11 protein-coding genes, 1 tRNA gene and 1 pseudogene are annotated in these 18,196 nt (G+C 36.8%); 5 read left to right on the top strand and 8 right to left on the bottom strand.

The genetic code is table 11. The features are described from left to right. Window positions 1-122: 122 nt before the first annotated feature. Window positions 123-309 (top strand): annotated as a pseudogene (locus tag ACPUEY_RS02970) (hypothetical protein); the annotation flags it as partial. Between the two features lie 718 nt (window positions 310-1,027). On the opposite strand, the gene ACPUEY_RS02965 reads toward ACPUEY_RS02970, so the two are convergent. Next, window positions 1,028-2,908 carry a potassium transporter Kup gene (locus ACPUEY_RS02965; RefSeq protein ID WP_131272697.1) on the bottom strand — a complete coding sequence of 627 codons (1,881 nt, stop codon included), beginning with the start codon at window positions 2,906-2,908 and terminating at the stop codon, window positions 1,028-1,030. 121 nt (window positions 2,909-3,029) lie between these two features. On the opposite strand from ACPUEY_RS02965, the gene ACPUEY_RS02960 reads away from it, so the two are divergent. From ACPUEY_RS02960 to ACPUEY_RS02945, 4 genes are all read left to right on the top strand, one after another. After that, a tRNA-Ser gene (locus ACPUEY_RS02960) sits at window positions 3,030-3,119 on the top strand. A gap of 181 nt (window positions 3,120-3,300) precedes the next feature. Next, window positions 3,301-4,497, top strand: a complete 1,197-nt coding sequence (locus ACPUEY_RS02955) for a tyrosine-type recombinase/integrase (protein WP_425121096.1) — start codon at window positions 3,301-3,303, stop codon at window positions 4,495-4,497. Window positions 4,498-4,615: 118 nt separating this feature from the next. Further along, window positions 4,616-6,973, top strand: coding sequence for a sensor histidine kinase (locus ACPUEY_RS02950; protein ID WP_425121095.1), 2,358 nt, complete (start codon window positions 4,616-4,618; stop codon window positions 6,971-6,973). A gap of 1 nt (window position 6,974) precedes the next feature. Then, window positions 6,975-8,909: a hypothetical protein gene (locus ACPUEY_RS02945; RefSeq protein WP_425121094.1), complete on the top strand. Its 1,935-nt coding sequence runs from the start codon at window positions 6,975-6,977 to the stop codon at window positions 8,907-8,909. On the opposite strand, the gene ACPUEY_RS02940 is transcribed toward ACPUEY_RS02945, so the two are convergent. The 7 genes from ACPUEY_RS02940 to ACPUEY_RS02910 all read right to left on the bottom strand — a co-directional run bounded on the left by ACPUEY_RS02940 (window position 8,910) and on the right by ACPUEY_RS02910 (window position 18,153). Then, the gene (locus ACPUEY_RS02940; RefSeq protein ID WP_425121093.1) at window positions 8,910-9,752 is read right to left on the bottom strand and encodes a phosphoadenosine phosphosulfate reductase family protein; all 843 of its coding nucleotides are present in this window, start codon (window positions 9,750-9,752) and stop codon (window positions 8,910-8,912) included. A 3-nt stretch (window positions 9,753-9,755) separates the two neighbouring features. Next, window positions 9,756-13,061: a hypothetical protein gene (locus ACPUEY_RS02935; protein WP_425121091.1), complete on the bottom strand. Its 3,306-nt coding sequence runs from the start codon at window positions 13,059-13,061 to the stop codon at window positions 9,756-9,758. Continuing rightward, window positions 13,051-13,992, bottom strand: coding sequence for a DUF4007 family protein (locus tag ACPUEY_RS02930; RefSeq protein ID WP_425121090.1), 942 nt, complete (start codon window positions 13,990-13,992; stop codon window positions 13,051-13,053). The genes ACPUEY_RS02935 and ACPUEY_RS02930 overlap by 11 nt, the downstream gene beginning before the upstream one ends. A gap of 561 nt (window positions 13,993-14,553) precedes the next feature. Continuing rightward, window positions 14,554-14,781, bottom strand: a complete 228-nt coding sequence (locus ACPUEY_RS02925; protein WP_425121089.1) for a helix-turn-helix transcriptional regulator — start codon at window positions 14,779-14,781, stop codon at window positions 14,554-14,556. Window positions 14,782-14,877: 96 nt separating this feature from the next. Further along, window positions 14,878-15,810 (bottom strand): hydrolase or metal-binding protein, encoded by a 933-nt coding sequence (locus tag ACPUEY_RS02920; protein WP_425121088.1) that lies wholly within the window; start codon window positions 15,808-15,810, stop codon window positions 14,878-14,880. 117 nt (window positions 15,811-15,927) lie between these two features. After that, the gene (locus ACPUEY_RS02915) at window positions 15,928-16,971 is read right to left on the bottom strand and encodes a YqaJ viral recombinase family protein (RefSeq protein ID WP_425121087.1); all 1,044 of its coding nucleotides are present in this window, start codon (window positions 16,969-16,971) and stop codon (window positions 15,928-15,930) included. A gap of 135 nt (window positions 16,972-17,106) precedes the next feature. Next, complete coding sequence (locus ACPUEY_RS02910; RefSeq protein ID WP_425121086.1) at window positions 17,107-18,153, bottom strand: DUF932 domain-containing protein; 1,047 nt, start codon at window positions 18,151-18,153, stop codon at window positions 17,107-17,109. Window positions 18,154-18,196: the final 43 nt, after the last annotated feature.

The raw sequence follows: 18,196 nt of genomic DNA, 5'->3' as shown, positions 1-18,196 counted from the left end.
TTCTAAAGCTTTTATAACAAGTCTTAATAGCTTTACGTATGTTTGATTGAAAAACCGATCATGCTTATGACAAGGTAAAAATACGCAAAAAAATCTGAATAATGATTGCTACGGAGTATTTTATGCATTTTAAGCTTTTAGGTTTAAGTCTAGTCACAGGAATGATAAGTGCAACTGCATTTGCAGAACCTGCCATTCAACCGGGCGATACCTTAGAAAGTCTATCTAAAGTCAAAGTAAACACGACGGTAAATGGTCAGGCCGGTTCCATTGAAAATTTGGTCGCCAGTGGTCAGATCCGTATTGTGGAGGCAGGGCAAGTTGCTGCTGAGTCCAACCCAGCAGGTTCTGCAACCGAACTGCAAACCCGTTCTGCTACCGATAGCACTGCATCTCAAGCTGCTCCACAAACTGCCGGCCTAAATACCCCAGCACAAAATACTGAAACCATCCAAGCTGCACCTGAAACTGAAGTACAAGCCACCTCAGCTTCAGATGCAACTGCGGCACAAAGCGCTGAGGTGAATACAGCGGCACAGGCCGTTGATCCTGCAGCACAAGCAAATGCACCTGCGATCGAGCAAACAGCTCAGGCGGCCTCTGAAAATGTAGATCCTATGCAACCGAATGGTGAATTAGCCGCACAACAGGCAGAGCAAGCTGCAGATCAAGAGATTGCAGCTGCGCCAGTCAGTCAATCTACTGCTGATACACCAGTGAACGCAGCGAATATGCCTCAAGCAGATGCCACCCCTGAATCTGCAACTGTCGCACCGGCAAATAGCGCTGATGCCCCTGTACTTCAGGAAGCCTTTGCAGCAACTCCTGAAGCTGCACCACAGCCAGATGATGCAGTCCAAGCGGCTCCAGAAGCTGAGGTGACAGATGCTCCGGTAAATGCATCTCCCGAAACGCCAGTGGCAGACGCAACAGAGAACTAATCACACTCTTGTTCAGGCTTTCATCCTCCAAATAAAAAACCAAGGATTTTCCACCTTGGTTTTTTATTGCCTGCAATGTCTAGCGCCTAGATTTCGATTTGACTGCCTAATTCAACCACACGATTGGGAGGAATCTGATAAAAGTCACTGACCGGACTGGTGTTACGCTGCATCGAAATGAACAGCTTTTCACGCCAAGGGGATAAGCCGTCGCCCACCGTATGAATCAGTCGATCTCGGGAAATAAAGAAGCTCATCTGCATCATGTCAAATTCAAAACCCAATTCCTGATAGGCCTGTTCCAGTGCTTCAGGAATATTGGGTTGATCTTTAAAACCGTAATACAGTGAAATACGATAAAAACGATTATCCAGTTTTTCAATTTTACTCCGTTCTTCCTGCGTCACATAAGGAATGTCACGGGTATTCACGGTTACCATAATATTCAGCTCATGCAAGACCTTATTGTGCTTGATATTATGCAGCATGGCGTGTGGCACGATATTCGGTGTACCGGTCAGGAATACGGCTGCACCTGGAACAAATTGTGTTTCAGCACTCATACCAATACTTTTGATAAACAGATCGATCGGCAAGGCGTCTTTTTCCAAACGAGCCAGCAAGATTTCACGACCTGCTTTCCAGGTCATCAAAATGGTATACACGGCTGCACCAATCAAAATTGGTACCCAACCACCTGCAATAATTTTTAATGAGGTCGATGCAACAAAGACCAAATCAATCAGCAAAAATGGCACGGCAAAGAGCAGAACCTTCCATACCGGCCAGCGCCAGAAACCATAAGCCAGAAATGCAATCAAAATGGTCCCGCACAGCATAGTCATGGTCACGGCAACGCCATAAGCACTGGCGAGATTGGCACTGTTTTCAAATAATAAAATCAGAATAATGACCGAAATAAACAGCACCCAGTTAATGAAGGGCAAATAGATTTGCCCCTGTTCAACATCCGAAGTGTGATGCACGGTTAAACGGGGTAAATAACGCAGCTGGATAGCCTGATTGGTCATGGAAAAAACACCCGTAATCACGGCTTGCGAGGCAATAACTGCTGCTGCGGTTGCCAGACCAATCATCGGATACAATGCCCAACCGGGAACCAGCATATAAAACGGATTGGCAATCGCATCCGGATTACGCAGCAGTAACGCCCCTTGTCCTGCATAGTTTAAGAGTAGGCAAGGTAAAACAATAATGAACCATGCCAGGCGAATAGGCAGACGACCAAAATGTCCCATATCTGCATAGAGCGCTTCCCCTCCGGTCATGGTCAGAATCACCGCACCCATGGTCAGAAAAGCAACATAAGGCTGATGCACCACGAAATTAAAAGCCCAATGCGGGCTGATCATGGTCAATACAAAGGGGGTTTGGATAATGCTCCATATCCCCACGGCACCAATGGATAAAAACCAGGCCAAGGTTAAAGGGCCAAAAAATTTGCCCATGGTGGCAGTACCATGCCGCTGAATAATAAACAGACCAGTTAAAATTCCAATCGCCAAAGGCATAAGCCACTGGTTAAACATGGGTGTTGCAATACTTAAGCCTTCAATTGCCGACAACACGGAAATGGCAGGCGTAATAATGCCATCGCCAAAAAATAACGAAGCACCAATAAAACCCAATGCAATCAGATAAATTTTCTTGTTGTCTGCAATACGTGTGGTTCGCAGGTTCAATGCCAATAACGACATAATCCCACCTTCCCCATTGTTGTCTGCACGCATAATAATGGTGACGTATTTAAAACTGATCGTCAGCATGATGCACCAAAAAATCAGTGATAAAATTCCAAGAACCGATGCCTCGGTAATAGCCAGATGCGCTGTGAGGAAACATTGCCGGAGGGCATATAATGGGCTGGTGCCAATGTCTCCAAATACCACCCCAAGCGCTGCAAGGGTAATCACAGGCAAGGCGGCTTTTTGTGCAGTACTTTGCATATTTCGTCTTCGTTTTGAACACTATTTTTTCGCAATGATATCACCGAGCAAAAACTTTTGCTCTAAATCAATTGTTTCAACTTGGCAGAGCAGCTTTTTTTCGCTATTATCGCGCTCCAATGGTGAGGTGTCCGAGTGGCTGAAGGAGCACGCCTGGAAAGTGTGTATACGTTTGCGCGTATCGAGGGTTCGAATCCCTCTCTCACCGCCAAATTCAATTCTTATGGAATCTCATAAGGTCTAAAAAAGCTTAAATCTAAAGGGTTTAAGCTTTTTTTTACGTCTTATACAATCTACTTAATCTATTGCAAGCTTGATGTAGTTGGGGGTATAACTGGGGGTATAATATTTTATCCCTAAAATTATACCCCCAATTCTGTGGATTTATTGCCATGCTTACAGATGCTCAAGTCAGAAAAATAAAACCTTTAGAAAAGAAAACTAAATACTCTGATGAAAAAGGCATGTATCTAGAGGTCACTCCTTCTGGAGGAATGCATTGGCGAATGAAGTTTCGTTTAAATGGAAAAGAGAATATCTTCAGTATTGGTACATACCCTGAAACTACGCTTGCACAGGCTCGCCGTGCTAGAGATGAAGCACGGTTAAAGCTTAAAGATGGGATTAATCCCAATGAAGAGAAAAAGCAAAAGAAACAACAAGTCGATGAAAGCATTCTTTTCAAAGCTCTTGCTATGGAATGGATGGAGGATCGTAAGGCTGTTATTAAAGAAGGCACATATTTACGTGACCTATCTGTATTTGAAAAAGACCTTTTCCCTGCTATAGGTAATATGCCTATTGATCAGATTAAAGGAAAAGATATCCTTGCTTGTGCTAAGCAAATTGAAGCACGTGGTGCTCAGGAGATGGCTAAACGATCTATTCCTTTAGCTGGACGTATTTTCCGTTATGCGATTCGTAAAGGGTTAATTGAGAATGATCCGACCCCTCACCTTCAAGAAGCTCTCAAGCCTCGTAAAGTAAAGCATATGGCCCGTTTAGATATTTCTGAGTTTCCTCCTTTCTTAGAAAGGATTGATCGTTATCACGGTAATATTCTGGTTAAGACAGCTTTACAGTTCATGACACTCACTTTCGTAAGAACTGCTGAGCTCATTAACATGGAGTGGAATGAGATTGATTTCGAGAATCATTTATGGAGAATTCCAGCATATAAGATGAAAATGGCTCTACCTCATATTGTTCCTCTATCAAGACAAGCTATTGAGCTCATTCAGGCTCTACAGCCACTCACAGGAAATAAGCAATTTGTTTTCTATAATCACAGTACTGCAAAACCGTTAAGTAACAATGCTCTTTTAAGTGCCATTCGCACGATGGGCTATACAGGTAAAATGACGGGACATGGTTTTCGTGGGCTTGCATCTACAACATTACATGAGCAAGGCTATATGCATGATGCTATTGAAATACAGCTAGCGCATACTGTTGGTAATGCTGTATCTCAAGCATATAACCATGCACAACACCTCGAGTACAGAACAAAGATGATGCAGGAATGGTCTGATTTTATTGATAGTTTAAGGGGAAAAATTGTACCTTTTCTTAAGCAAAATATTGGTTAGCTTTCAAAAGTGCGGATCATTAATTTTAATTTTCAATAAAGTACATATTTGAACATCTTCACAAAAACTTTGTTAGTATATTTCTATTTAAATATTTATAAATTTTAGGTAATTACTTATGGCTATTACTTTTAAGATAGCAGCAAGAACACTAAGACATCTCGGTGCTGAGCTTATCACGTCAGAAGAAATGGCTCTAAATGAGTTAATTAAAAATGCTTTTGATGCCAAATCTCCTCGTGTAAAAATCGAAATTAATTATCCAGCAAATTTAAAAAAACTAGAAAGTCTCATTAAATTAATTCTATCTGGTCAAGTTTTTCCAGAAGATGCAAAAAATTCTTTAAAAGAGTGCTGCAAAGATTATTATAAAGATGAAGAGGATATTAATTTTTTTATAGAAGAAATCTATGAATTATTTATAAAAATTTTTAACACACAAGAGGAATGTGCGAAAGTTTTAGAAGAAATAAAAAACAAATATTATTCTATTATAATTACAGACACTGGCTATGGGATGAAAAAAACAACTCTTGAAAATGTTTTTTTAACTATCGGAACTAACTCGAAATTAAATAAGTTAAATCACCTTGAAGAAAGACCTCTACTTGGTGAAAAAGGCATTGGCCGACTATCCATGATGAGATTAGGAAATAAATCAATTGTTCAATCCAAAACTTTAGAAGAAAAATCATTAAATCAAATTTCTTTTAACTGGGAAGATTTCAATAATCCAAATCTTTTCTTAGAAGATATAAAAATAGAATCAAAAACACTTAACAACAAAGATAATATCGAGCAAGGTACAACAATAATTATTTCAGAAATAACTAACGACTGGAACCTAAACAAAACAGAAAAGTTTGTGAAAGAATATATTCAAAGACTAAAACGACCATTTAGTAAAAGTAAATTCTCATTCCCAATAGACATCCTTCAAAATAAAAAAAGATTAGCTGTAAAACCACTCCCAAAATGGTTGAAAGAAATTGCAGAATTCCATGCTGAATATACTTTTTCCCCATCAGAAAGTGAAGAAAATTACACTATTTTAAGAAGAGAATTAAAATGGAAGGATACAGTATCAAATGAAATTAGAGACTGGCCTAAAAATTCTTTTGTCGACCAAATTGAAACCAATAATTTACTAGCGAATCGATTGGGAAAATTTACGATTAATATTTTATGGTACAACAGAGCGAATATAAAACCTTTAAACCAACTTGAATTCAATGTTAAAACAATTAAAAATGAATTAAATTATTGGGTTGGTGGATTTTCAATTTATAGAGATGGTTTCCGCATAGGATTCACAGGTGGATTAAATGATGACTGGTTAAAAATGGACAGAGGTGCTTTAACTAGCCAAGGCTTTACTTTTAACCGTTATCAGACGATAGCTGAAATTTCCATTTCAAAAAGAGAGAACCCCAATTTAATTGATAGTGCCAATCGCCAAGCTCTGTTAGAAAATAATGAATTCCATTTGTTAACAGATATTCTAAATAAAGTTATAATTCCTGACATTAAAGGACATATTAATGATTATCGCGAATTACAAGAAGCCATAGTTTTAGACTCTATCGAAAAAAATATTACAACAATTGAAAAATCACATCAAAAGTCAGATTCAGATCTTGCTAATATAGAAAAAACATTAGAGAAGAAAGAAGAAAAAGAGATTATCAAAAATGCTCGCTCAATTATGAAAGATCAATATGAGTTATTGGAAGAACTTCACGTTAAATTACAGCAGACCTCAGCACAACACACTGAAATTTTAGAACTAGCTAATTTAGGCCAAATGGCAGATATTATTTCGCATGAGTTAGGCCGTATTACTGAAAACACAGTAATGCTTTTAGATCGTTTAAAAAATAAAGATCATAAAGAATCTGATACAGATGAAATTATGCTAGAGCTAAGATCGCAGATCATAGCAACAGAGAAGCGTATTAAAAGTATCGATTTATTCAGCCCCAAAACACGACAAAGAAAAGAATTTTATGATATTACAGCACAATTAAGAACTCTACTTTATGGCTATGAACCAAAGTTTAAAAGACACAATGTTCAATACTGTCTAACCGTTGATAATAATAAGGACCTAATTCCTGTCAAAGTAAAAATGGTACGTGGATTAGTAACTCAAATTATTGAAAATATTTTAACAAATTCAGTATATTGGCTTCAAAAAGGTTTAATATCAGGGGATAATATACGAAAAATTGATATTGACATCGATAGTGTGGCAAAAACTATATCCATTAGAGATAATGGACCAGGTATAGCACCCGAACACATTGTTGATATATTCAAACCATATTTCACAAACAGGAAAAATGGAAAAGGGTTAGGTCTTTACATTGCTTCTCAAATTGCTGAATATCATGGAGCTCGTCTATATCTAGACAATCTCAAAGAAGAAGACAATCGCTTAAGAACATTTATTATTGAATTACCGCAGGAAAAATAGAATGTGTACAGAAAATCAAACTTTTCATAAAAGTAAGATTTTAGTGATAGATGACGAAATCTTTGGACCATCTTTACATAAAATAAAAAGTTTAGCTGTAACTTTCTTTGAAGATATAGAAGATGAAGATCAAGAAAATTATCAAATTTTTTCAGATTTTTTAATTAATAATTCTGAAATTTATACTAATTCAATTGAAGATCTTTCAGATAATCCAGCTATAATAAAAGAAATAATATTTAGTGAGCATTTTAAAAAAAATGCTCCTCTGAATATAACCACCCTCCTTTCTGCTGTATATAGCGAGTATGATAGATTAAAGGAAATTAAAGACAAACTAACTCAAACTTTTCCTACAGATCAGTTCGAAATTATTTTTGAAAATGAAATCAAAAGTGAACATAAAGATGAAAGATTTGTTAGCAGTCTCTCTTTAATAATTATTGACTTATTTTTATTTACAAATAATTATGGCGGCGGTGACGATGACACACTTTCAACATCCTACTTAGACTCCATAGCACTATTTAAAAATTTACCTCCAATAATTTTAATCTCTAGCCGTTTTAATAATGTTGATACTAGTGACTTAGCTGAATACTTTAAAAAAACTAAACTAAGCGCAACTGGCTTAACCCCTCTTTCTAAAAATAAAATAATTTCCAATGACTTTGGTGTTAATGGATTATTCTTAACATATAAAAAAATGAGTTCACAAAGAGAAATTTCCAATCTCACTAAAGAGCATATTAATATTTGGAGACAAGCCTTAGAAAGGACAAAAGATAAATTGTCCGAAACGCTATGGAAGCTTGATGCATTTATGATACAAAATATCTATAAGGATGCTAATTCAGATAAAGTACCTTTCGAAGAGCTTCTAAATAGCCTGTTAACTAGAGAACTTTTATGGCATATAGAAGGTGATCGCTCATTAAGAGAATCCGTCACACTTTTAGAAAATCAATTAACAAAAGACAAAGATATAAATTTATTTACATATACTTCAGATATCAAGGCACATAGAGACCTGTTAGCTCACTATTTTCACTTAGGTGGTGTACAAAAAAATCGTAAATTATACGACATTTGTATTCAAGATGATTACAAACAAGTTTTATCCCTTAATATCCTTGACCTCTTACCTTTTGGCTCTGTCTTAAAACCTAAATCAGAAGATAAATTTGTTTATATCAATATTACTCAACAATGTGATTTAGCTGATTTTAGAAGAGTTTATACATCCCCCAACGAACCAGAATTTTCACCAAATTCAATTTTACTAGCTAAATCAGACATTACGCGAAAGAATATTTCAGAATGTATTGAGTTCATTAGTAATAATTATGTATCCATTATAGAGATAGATAGCCCGGTTGAGTTAGGTGAAGTACATGCCTATGATATCAACCCAGAGAAAGCAAAGCTAATTAGTACTGGATTAAATGGATTTAAAGACTTAATTGTTTCAGAAGAATTAGAATTTGTAGGACAACTTAGAGCAGATATCGCAGATGCATACCAGAAAAAAATTGCACTACAATTATTGAGACCTAGTCAACAGCGCATTAATAGAGTTGGAACAAGAAAAATTAGTATATTTTTAAAAATCAATCAAGTCATTCATGAGTATGAAGAGGAATGTCATATCACCTTAACTGCAAAAAATAAGTTTATTATTCCTAGCAGATTTTGTTTAAATGCTACTCTTTGGATTAACAAATATATAGAAAATACCAATATTGAAATTTTAAACAACTCGCTTAGTCTGGAGTTATTAAAAAATAACCCCCATCTAATATTAAATGATCAGCAAGACAAGCTTCAATGTAAATTTAAAGATCTTGATGCAACTCAAACTGCTTCTAGCATGATCAAAGGAGAAAGTAATAATGGTACCCCTATATTACATTTCTATATAGCCAATCCAATCTAGCTACTTATGACAAACCAAACATGCCCCTCCACCTTCATCTTCTAAATACAGCTCATCGATATCAACAATATCGATGAGCTGTGGGCGTAAAGGATTAACTTTCTTTTTCTTCTGCATTCTTACTTTTCTTTTTTCAAACTCAGCTTTTATTGCCGCTATTCGTTCTGGCTGTTCTAAATCAACCAACGACTCTCCTTGTGTCCAAGTAAACGGTGATCCAGAATCTAAAGCTAATTTTTCATATGCTTTTGCCTCTTCGAAAGATTCCGGATGTATTTCTCTTAAACGTACCCATTCAATTTTTTGCTGAAAAAAACAAAATGTACATCCGCTTCTTGAACGCCATGAATAATATTCAGGAAGGCCTAATCCAACATTTTCAAGAATTTCTATCACAGCTGGCTTATCTATACCATCTTCTCTAAATGGTAAGATCACTTTTAAATTTTCATGCTCCGAAATCAGACCTGTTCGATGTTCTTCATCAGCACGTATAGCAACATAACTATAAACTTTATCGCCATTATCTAACCAAGGTTTAATCCATTTTTTAAATGGAGTTAATTTTAATTGACGAGTACACCAGCGGGTTTGTGCACTAGGCAAATAATGGTTGTACTGCTTCAGCCAAAAATCGAAATCTCGATCACCATTAATGTATTCAACTTCTTTCCCTAAAACGCCCTCTAGTCTATTCAAAAAAGCATAAACTTCTGGCAACTCTTTACCAGTATCAGTAAAAAAATATCGGATATCAATTTCTGGGTGAAACTGGCTCATATATACGGCTAAAGCTGCACTATCCTTGCCGCCAGATAGGCCTAGCACATGGTATTCAGTCATTACTTAGATAACCTCTTCCGTTTGTTTTACATCAGCAAGAAGTTCACTACCAATTTTACTAATAGCAGCTAATACAATTTCTTTTTTCATACTGATATCAGAAAATTGCTCATTCATCTTTCTGACTACCGCATCAATCTGGCTCATTTCCTCTTTAGAAAAATCCACAATACCTGATACAGTTTGCCCATCTTGAGAAGCAAAAGACATTGAGATTGCATACCGACCATTACTTTGATTCTCATCAAAAAAAATGGTTTCATGACGTCTAAATGCCTCGCTCCAAGATTTAAATTGCACAATAGCAGAGTTGATATCTTGATCAATCCAATCTTTGCTTTGCTTCTTCAGCGTTAATGTAAGAAGGTTCTCTATTTCTTTGAGAGTACCGTGATACTCTGAAAGACGTCTGATAAAAACACTTAATTTAGGATCCGTCTTAATCTTCAAGAGTGATTGTGCTCTTATTCTAAGATTACTCAAATCACCGAAATGATCTAAATCTTTTAATAACCCAGACTCAATCGCTCTCAACTTACGTGGCCAGAAAACATCTAGATCTTTCAATCCTGATCGTAATAATGACGCAATCTCTGCTGGCTCTTTTATTTCAAATATTTTAGGAATATCAAAGAATAAAAGGTCATAGGGATCTTTTGCTGCAAACAGAGTTATTCTTAATTTCTTTGTTGAAACTTCTAGATCATTTGTTTTTCTTACAAAAGGATGTAATGTAAAGACTTTTGTTACTAACTGTTTAGCGCAATCAAGCGGATTTAATTCTTTAGAAAAATCAATATCTTCCGAAAAATTCTCTGAAACCAATTTTAAAAGCTGTAACTGCTCTTTATTTAATTCAATAAATCTTAATGCAAATAGTTTAGGTTGTCTTATCCACTCCTCTACCAAAACTTCATCAATATCTGTAACAAACATTCCTTCATGATAGATAGCTAATAAATCTTTAAATGTCAGAAAAAAAGCTAAGCTGAAGATTGGCAGGAGTCCTCTCTTCATACCAAATGGAGGTTGCCTCCATAAACTATATATATCCTCAACAGATACAGCCGTGTCAGAGTTCTTTAATAAGTCCAATGTTGTATGCCAGAGTTGAAAAATAGATTGGTTTTCTGTCAAATCTGGGGATTTGAATTTCCACAAACCATTTTCATTTATATGAATTTTTTGACTTTTGAGAACTGTTTTATACAAACTTGTTGAAGCAGATGACCCTTCTAGACCAAGATTTTCAAGATTATTAGAAGATAACATAGCCTTCATCAAATCTTTAATTGCCTTGCTTGCAGGGGTCGAATAAGAATCACGATTTACGATTTCACTATGAACAATAGGCACATATTGATATGTTCTATCAGCAACTTCAGATGCTATCTTAGATAAATTGCCTTGATACTTATTAGTGTTAGCATCAAACCAAATACTTTTATTAAATTCACTCTTAAATTTATCTGATAAAATATTTCTTAATGCACTGAGCCTAGCATCAACCTCTTTAATTGCAACACTGTCAGATTGGAGCTCTAATTTATTTTTCTTCAACCACTCTAAAGCTTTTAACTCACGCAACAAATCAATTATTTGATTTTCAAATCTAGCAACTGCAATTAAATTATCTTTCCGTTCCTGCTTAGCAAGCTTTGATGCTAATTTTAAAGATTGTTCAGATGTATAGTAATTTTTGGGTAAAACTAAGATAAAGGTTCCATCTTTTTTATTTTTAAAATTATTTTGGCTTCTAAATTCTTTTAAGCTATCTTCCAAAACAATACTTTTATTCATCCAACGCATTGCTCCTGTCTCCCAATAATGGCGAGAGGCAATGACTGGTGTAGTATCAAGTAAAGCCTGTAATTCAGAAGAAACTATATCTCCTTGAACAGAAAGAGCCTTGTTAACTTCTTCATCAATATTGAAATCACTTCCTGCATAAACCCCCCAAGCATTTAAGTGACGTCTAAAAACTAATATAGAAGCAGACTCAAGTTTCTTAAGAATTTCAAGAATAAAGCTTTCAGAATAATCTGGGAAACAGTTCTTTATAATTGCTTCAGTAGCCAGAATATTCACACCATCTCTTAATAATCCTAAAACAGCAATGGTTTTCACTACTCGGACATATTCAGCAGAAAATTGGGACTGTGTTCTTTCTACAGCATTAATATTTAATGACCATCTATGACCATCAGAGGATGATAAAATCATAGGCTCTAGATTTGTTTGTAAATAATCCCAGAGCATATCTGGATAATAATAATTATTCTTTTCATCTAAAGAAATTGTTCGCAGAATATCTCTAAATCCTAGCATTTCATACGATGATAAAAAACTAAAGATACTACGTTCATTTTGCCCAAATTGTTTTCTGGATAATGAACATAGTAGCACCGCACTAACCGGATGTAATGGCCAGCATTGATCAAAAATTTCCGCTTTATTTTCTAATTTGTAAACGTGATCGGCATTATAAGCATTAACATAGGCTTCAGATAATTTAAATGTATGATCATGCTTATAAGTGGTTGAAATAGCTTTACTAATTAAATTAATATTTTCATCAATGCTACTTACTAATGGCAAATCACTATAACGCCCTTGAACCTTAATCCACTCTTGCTGTTTAATTAGTCCCAAATGCCTTGCATACTCACCAAATGCTTGATGTAAAATACCAATGACAACGATCTTTTTTTTAGACCGTGAAGTCTTTTCGGCTAACTCCTGATAAAATCCGATGTCTTGAGTATGATAAGCATCATATTCTAAGAATTTTCCTAGCTCATCAATAATGAGAATACTTCCCTCAATATCATTTTGCTCTTCAACAAAATCAATATATAAATCAATTAACTCTGATCTATTCTTTATCTTTAATTCTTTTTTATTTGTCAATTTCATTAACACAGACATAAGCATGTCTTCAATTGACACTCTTTTGCCAGTAATTGGAGTAATCAGCCACGGTTTTTCTGAACAAAAGAGAGAGGTTACGGAAGTTAAATTTATATGGTCACAAATTTGCTTTCTAACTTCATTATTCCCACCAGCCAAATTTGCTAAAATTAAAGCTAAAGATGATTTACCACTACCATATGGCCCAGTCCACGTAAAAGTACGCTGTTGAGTACTAGTAATTTGATTTGCCATAATGTCTAAGACATTAAGAGCTGAAGGCTGAAATATATATTCTTTGATAGAATCTAAACGGCCAAAATCCAACTCTAGATTAATAGACTTCACAAAGTTTCTATTAACAGAAACCACGTCACCTAAAGTTTTATTAACTAACATATGCTAATCTCAATAAATTCTTTTTCACTTCACCAATAGCTTCATTTTTCAACTTCGTTATTTGCTTCAAACCCGCACTATCAGTCCAACCAAGATAGCCCTTTGAAATATCCTCTATACGGGAAAGTCGCTCATTAATTGAATACTCGGTCAATTTGAATACTCGCCCAGGAGAGCCATAGTCGTACGTTATATTCTTAAAAGAAAGAGTCGACTGTGAAGTACCATACCTTCTTTCTAAACTTTCCCAGAAGTCTAAAATAGCGTAACAAAATAAGAAGTCAGATAACGACTCATGATAAGAATAGTTAAATTGATATAAATTTTTATTTATTTTCTTAATAAGACCAAGTTTAGATAAAAAAGATTCTATTCCATCTTCCGTTTCATTATCTGATACATAGCTTTTCAAGCACGTATCTACATCATTTTCTAAAGTTTTTTTAGATCTAACATTTTCTGCTTCTGAAACAAGATCACTAATTACAGAAATTACATCAACTTGATTAAAACTATTAATATTTAAATAATTAAATAAAATATACCAACTAGTAGAGCGGATACTTTTTCCTGCCAAGTACCAATGAATTAACCAATAAGATGATTCATGCTCTAAGTAAGGATCAATCCCTAAATTTTTATCGAAGAGGAACTTACCTATTTCACCAAGTTGAAAACCATTAGTTTCAACACTCTCACTAATTACATCCGTAGCTAAAGCCCAATGCTTAATTGAAGCAACCATATTTTTACCTACACCAAAGCGCTCAACAGCATCACTTGATGAAAATACAGATTTTGAGCAAACTAATTCGGAAGCGTCCTGATGCTCTTCTACTTGTATATATGCTTTTTTCAACCATAACTGTCTTAATGCAAAAGTCTCATGGCCAGAAAAAATAAGCTTTATATCTGAAGGTAATTGAATCATATTGCTTGCTGGTGAAAACTACCAGTTATAAAAATAGACGTATGCAGTATAACAGCAATAACCCTTAAAAGTCATACAACAAAAAAATCAAGTTTATTATTTTTTTATTACAAAACAAAAAGATAAAGAAAAAAAATAAGATGAAATTAAAAAATCCACTTACTCCTTGCGACAATTAAAGACGCTTCGAATCTAAATTTCAATAATCTTTCATCGCTCACTATCACTTATAGAATAATTCTCAATTAAGAAATCAAAAGAAAAATCACTATTACTAATGATTTTTCTTTACTTCAGATAAACACTCTTTAAAGCTATAGTAACTTTTCATTGAGAATTCAATACAGTTATAGGGCTCCATATCCACAAGACTTATAGATCTAAGAAGTTCACTATCTCTCTTTGAATACAGCAATAGTTGCCTACCTCTAGCTTCAAAAATCACCTCGAAACCATTGAAAGAATTTTCAAGATGATTTCCTACTAGAACAAATCCATCGTGTTCTACTAATTTACTTTCTATAAAAATCTTAATAATTTCATCATTTAACTCCATTATATTCATCTTTGTTTCAACTTATCCTCAATCCACCGATTTACCTCCCAAGCCACCCAGCCGATACGTGATTCGCTTAAGCGTACTGGTTTTGGAAAAGTCGGATCATAATACTTAGAATCTACATTAATCATTTCGTAAATCTTTGCCCGACTAATACTTGTGAATTGAATAACTTCTTTAATATTGATAATTTGGTTCATCTGAAAAGTCTGACCTGTGAACGCATTCATGATGTTTACTCCTGATCATTGATGCGAGCGCGTATTCGCTCAGATCATAGGGCAGTCCAATAAAATTTTACGGAGTCCCATGTTATCTAGATTCATCTAATTCACTGCCCTCACACTCCCCTGCAAATCTTGCTGAATATCCCGTAAAAAACCCTTACTCTGAGTGAATTTAGTCTTCGTCTTGGCTTTTGATTCAAGTGGAGAATGCTCAGGCTCAGCATTCTCATCCACATAAAATTCTTCCACCAAATCCAATCCTTCTTCAGAATTCACCTCAAGTCGTGCATTGCCATAACCCTGCCGTGCCATTTGATCTAAAGCTGCCTGATTAAAACCATACAACTTACTCTTCTGATCAATTTCTTTAGCGGTTTGAATCGCCTCTTGTAAATGAATACCATCCCGTAAGGTTAAATCTACGTAATACACAGGAGTGCGATAGCTTTGTGTGGTGGACTTGCCTCTAAGTGTTAGCTGTAATGGAAGACATGAGAGCAAGCCATTCGATGCTGCATAGTAATAACTTAAGCGTGCTGCCAAAGTCCGAATACTATTAAAGCCCGTGGTTCTAAAAATAAACGTACCCAGTTCATCCGACTCATCTAAATTGACATGCAAACGCCCATAAGGCTTGCAGTTCCCCCCTTGTGCCATTGGGCATAAATCAGGGGATGGGCATGGATGTTGTTCTACACCTTGATTAGTCCGTCGTTGACAGGTTTCTCCATTTCCTACACACACGGGGCGCCCTGTCTGTCGATCAAAGAGACTGTACTCTGCGCGAAGGTTGAGTTCAGGATCATTGAAGATCATGCGAACTGGAATAGTTCGTAGTTTTTGATTGGGTGCTTTAGCTCGAAGTTGTTCATCAAGTGGATGTTTCACCCAACCACTATCCTTATTTTGGATTTGGCTGGTAATGGTGAATTGGTCATCCTTTTCAGGGATGCGCTTGCCATTCTTTTCCACAACCTTGCCGATACTGATTCGCCCAAGTATAGGGGGTGTAATTGCTAAACCTTTGATCATGTTGATTTCCTCTTTGTATAAATTAAATAAGCATAAAAAAGCCCATGCGCTGTGGCATGGGATTGTTGAGTGGAGCTTGAGGTGCTGCTTGTGAATTGCACTTAGGCTAAAGCAACTTCAATCATCCTTACTGTATATATTGAAACGTCGTGAACCTTGCTTAGTTTGTGGGAATTGGTTGAGGTATTCAGGATATGATTTGAGTAAAGCCTTGCTATCTAAGCAGATTGAGTCCTTGGCCTTTTTCCACGTGATTGAGCCTGCCTTAAAGGTGGCGCGTTCAGCCTCTTGCATCTTGGCTTGTAGTTGATGTTTCAGCAGATCAAACTGCTCCTGATGCGTCTCAATCTGGCTACGGGTCTGAATGAGTTGTTCAAACTGTTGATTGGCTTGCTCATCTTCAGATAAGTCTGTAGTGCTGAGAGGCACATGTTCTGGATAGAGGAGCTGTAAGGCTTTAGCTGCCGATTCACTGGCATCAGCTTCAGGTGGGGTATCCTTTTCGACACATTCCCAGAAGTAACGCTCCGCATTGATGATGTGCTGAATCACCGATTCAGAACGTGTGACTTTAAAAATTCTTGTTTCATGTCCACAAATTAAGACACAGATATGTGCTGCCTTTTTGCCCGTCACTGCCAATTGATGTTGCACCTGACAGAGTACGTATAACGGTACACCATCTCGCCACAACTTGGCGCCATACTCCCCTGCGGTTTTGCATTCTAATATCTGCACATCAGCATCCCCAACCACGGAGTAATCCAGATTAGCCAACATAAAATGCTTGTCTGGATCAGGATGTTGTAATACGGCATTGACCCGACGCACTTTGTAATTGGTATGCATGCTGTAGTATTCAGCAACCAAAGGTTCAAGCCGTTTACCCCAGTACAAGGGTGCATGGCCTTCACTTTCATCCTCAATACTTTGTTGAATACGTCCAGTCTTGATCATCCACAGTTCGAGCATCGACATATAGGGATTAAGGCCGCAGGCTGCGGCACAGTCACTGCTGCCAATGCCTTGGCGACGGACTTCCAGCCATGCCGCCTGACTTAAGTTTTTAGTCTCCACAACGCGTTTTGGATGGGTGAGTTTAGGGCGATGAGCGTGGATATTTGTTCGAGTAGGATGAGGTTGAATTAAAGCTGAGTTCATATAGATGTCCTTTGATTATTAAATTTTAGGCATAAAAAAGCCACATCTGGAGATGTGGCAAAGAGGTATTTGAGTTCAAGGAGATTTACAGGATCATGCTGATCTGATGTGATTATCTGAAATCTGAATCTAAAGTTAAACAATCAAGCGTAAAGCTTGTTCGAGCCCACGTTGTTTTAAGCCTGCCCCTGCGCCGAACCAAGCAGAATCTAAGCGATGATCCTGACTCATTGCTCGACGTTCATGGTCTGCAAATTCCGTGATACTGCATAATAAGCCATATGCCGTGTCTTTGGCTGAACTGAGTTCTGCACCTCGACCATGCCCATTAAACATGGTCATGACTTTTGACATGGCGCGTCCATTCGGTTCGGTCTTGTTTTCAGCTTTAGTAGCTAGGTTGGGTTGTGCCGCTACATTGCGGTAGAACTGAATAATACCCTCATCCTGCTCCATTGGACTCAGGCTGGTGTTATTAAACACTGTATCAAAATACGCTGCTGCCTCACTTTGTGTGACTTTACGTTGACTGAGCTGTTTCATTTCATACATATGCTCGTTCCATGCCCGCACTGAAATCCCCAATTGCTGTTTAATCTTATGCGCATCAAACTTGGTACTGTGTGGCACTTTGACTATACCTGCACTTGCGTTCTGACCTTTTAAGGCAATGGCTAAAGTGTTGTTACAAACTACGCGAATGGAAGTGAATTGTGCGGTAGTTGCCAGTGTGCCATCACAAGCAGTGGCTAAGAGAATATAGCCATTACTGACATCTTTTCCTTTTAAGGCTGAGCTTTGTCCCGTTTTAGCCAATGCCCAGAATTTCTTGCCACCTTTGAGTACGCCTGCAGTTTCCAGTTCAAAGCCTGATTGTTCAGTCAAATCTCGATAAAATTCTAAAATCTCGCGAGGCTGAACTTCCTGATAACGCTGACTGACCACCGATAAAGGCGCATGTGTGTCGGAACGGTATAAAACCCGCTGTTCATCATGCGGTAGGATGATGCTTTGCCCACGATCATTTCTAGCCATATAGCTGACATTGGAACTTTCAATCTGCCAGTCCATCCCTGCCTGTATGGCCCAGACTTCGATTGGTTCGCTCGGTGTGAGTTGATTACCCAAACCATGCCAAGGGGTTTGACCGACATAAGCCATGTTTTCAATTTGATGTGCCATTTTGAATATTCCTAAAATGAAAATGTAAAGATGTGGTGTAAGG

The organism is Acinetobacter sp. G11, from assembly GCF_049808495.1.
Classification (GTDB): domain Bacteria; phylum Pseudomonadota; class Gammaproteobacteria; order Pseudomonadales; family Moraxellaceae; genus Acinetobacter; species Acinetobacter kookii.
Note: the sequence above shows the minus strand (reverse complement) of the source record. Positions and strands in the feature narration are given on the sequence as shown.

Bases quoted from the DNA above. Each gene is read 5' to 3' on its own strand.
- ACPUEY_RS02920 (WP_425121088.1), bottom strand. From the start codon at position 15,810: ATGATCAAAGGTTTAGCAATTACACCCCCTATACTTGGGCGAATCAGT.
- ACPUEY_RS02955 (WP_425121096.1), top strand. From the start codon at position 3,301: ATGCTTACAGATGCTCAAGTCAGAAAAATAAAACCTTTAGAAAAGAAA.
- ACPUEY_RS02925 (WP_425121089.1), bottom strand. From the start codon at position 14,781: ATGAATGCGTTCACAGGTCAGACTTTTCAGATGAACCAAATTATCAAT.
- ACPUEY_RS02935 (WP_425121091.1), bottom strand. From the start codon at position 13,061: ATGTTAGTTAATAAAACTTTAGGTGACGTGGTTTCTGTTAATAGAAAC.
- ACPUEY_RS02915 (WP_425121087.1), bottom strand. From the start codon at position 16,971: ATGAACTCAGCTTTAATTCAACCTCATCCTACTCGAACAAATATCCAC.
- ACPUEY_RS02950 (WP_425121095.1), top strand. From the start codon at position 4,616: ATGGCTATTACTTTTAAGATAGCAGCAAGAACACTAAGACATCTCGGT.
- ACPUEY_RS02945 (WP_425121094.1), top strand. From the start codon at position 6,975: ATGTGTACAGAAAATCAAACTTTTCATAAAAGTAAGATTTTAGTGATA.
- ACPUEY_RS02910 (WP_425121086.1), bottom strand. From the start codon at position 18,153: ATGGCACATCAAATTGAAAACATGGCTTATGTCGGTCAAACCCCTTGG.
- ACPUEY_RS02965 (WP_131272697.1), bottom strand. From the start codon at position 2,908: ATGCAAAGTACTGCACAAAAAGCCGCCTTGCCTGTGATTACCCTTGCA.
- ACPUEY_RS02930 (WP_425121090.1), bottom strand. From the start codon at position 13,992: ATGATTCAATTACCTTCAGATATAAAGCTTATTTTTTCTGGCCATGAG.
- ACPUEY_RS02940 (WP_425121093.1), bottom strand. From the start codon at position 9,752: ATGACTGAATACCATGTGCTAGGCCTATCTGGCGGCAAGGATAGTGCA.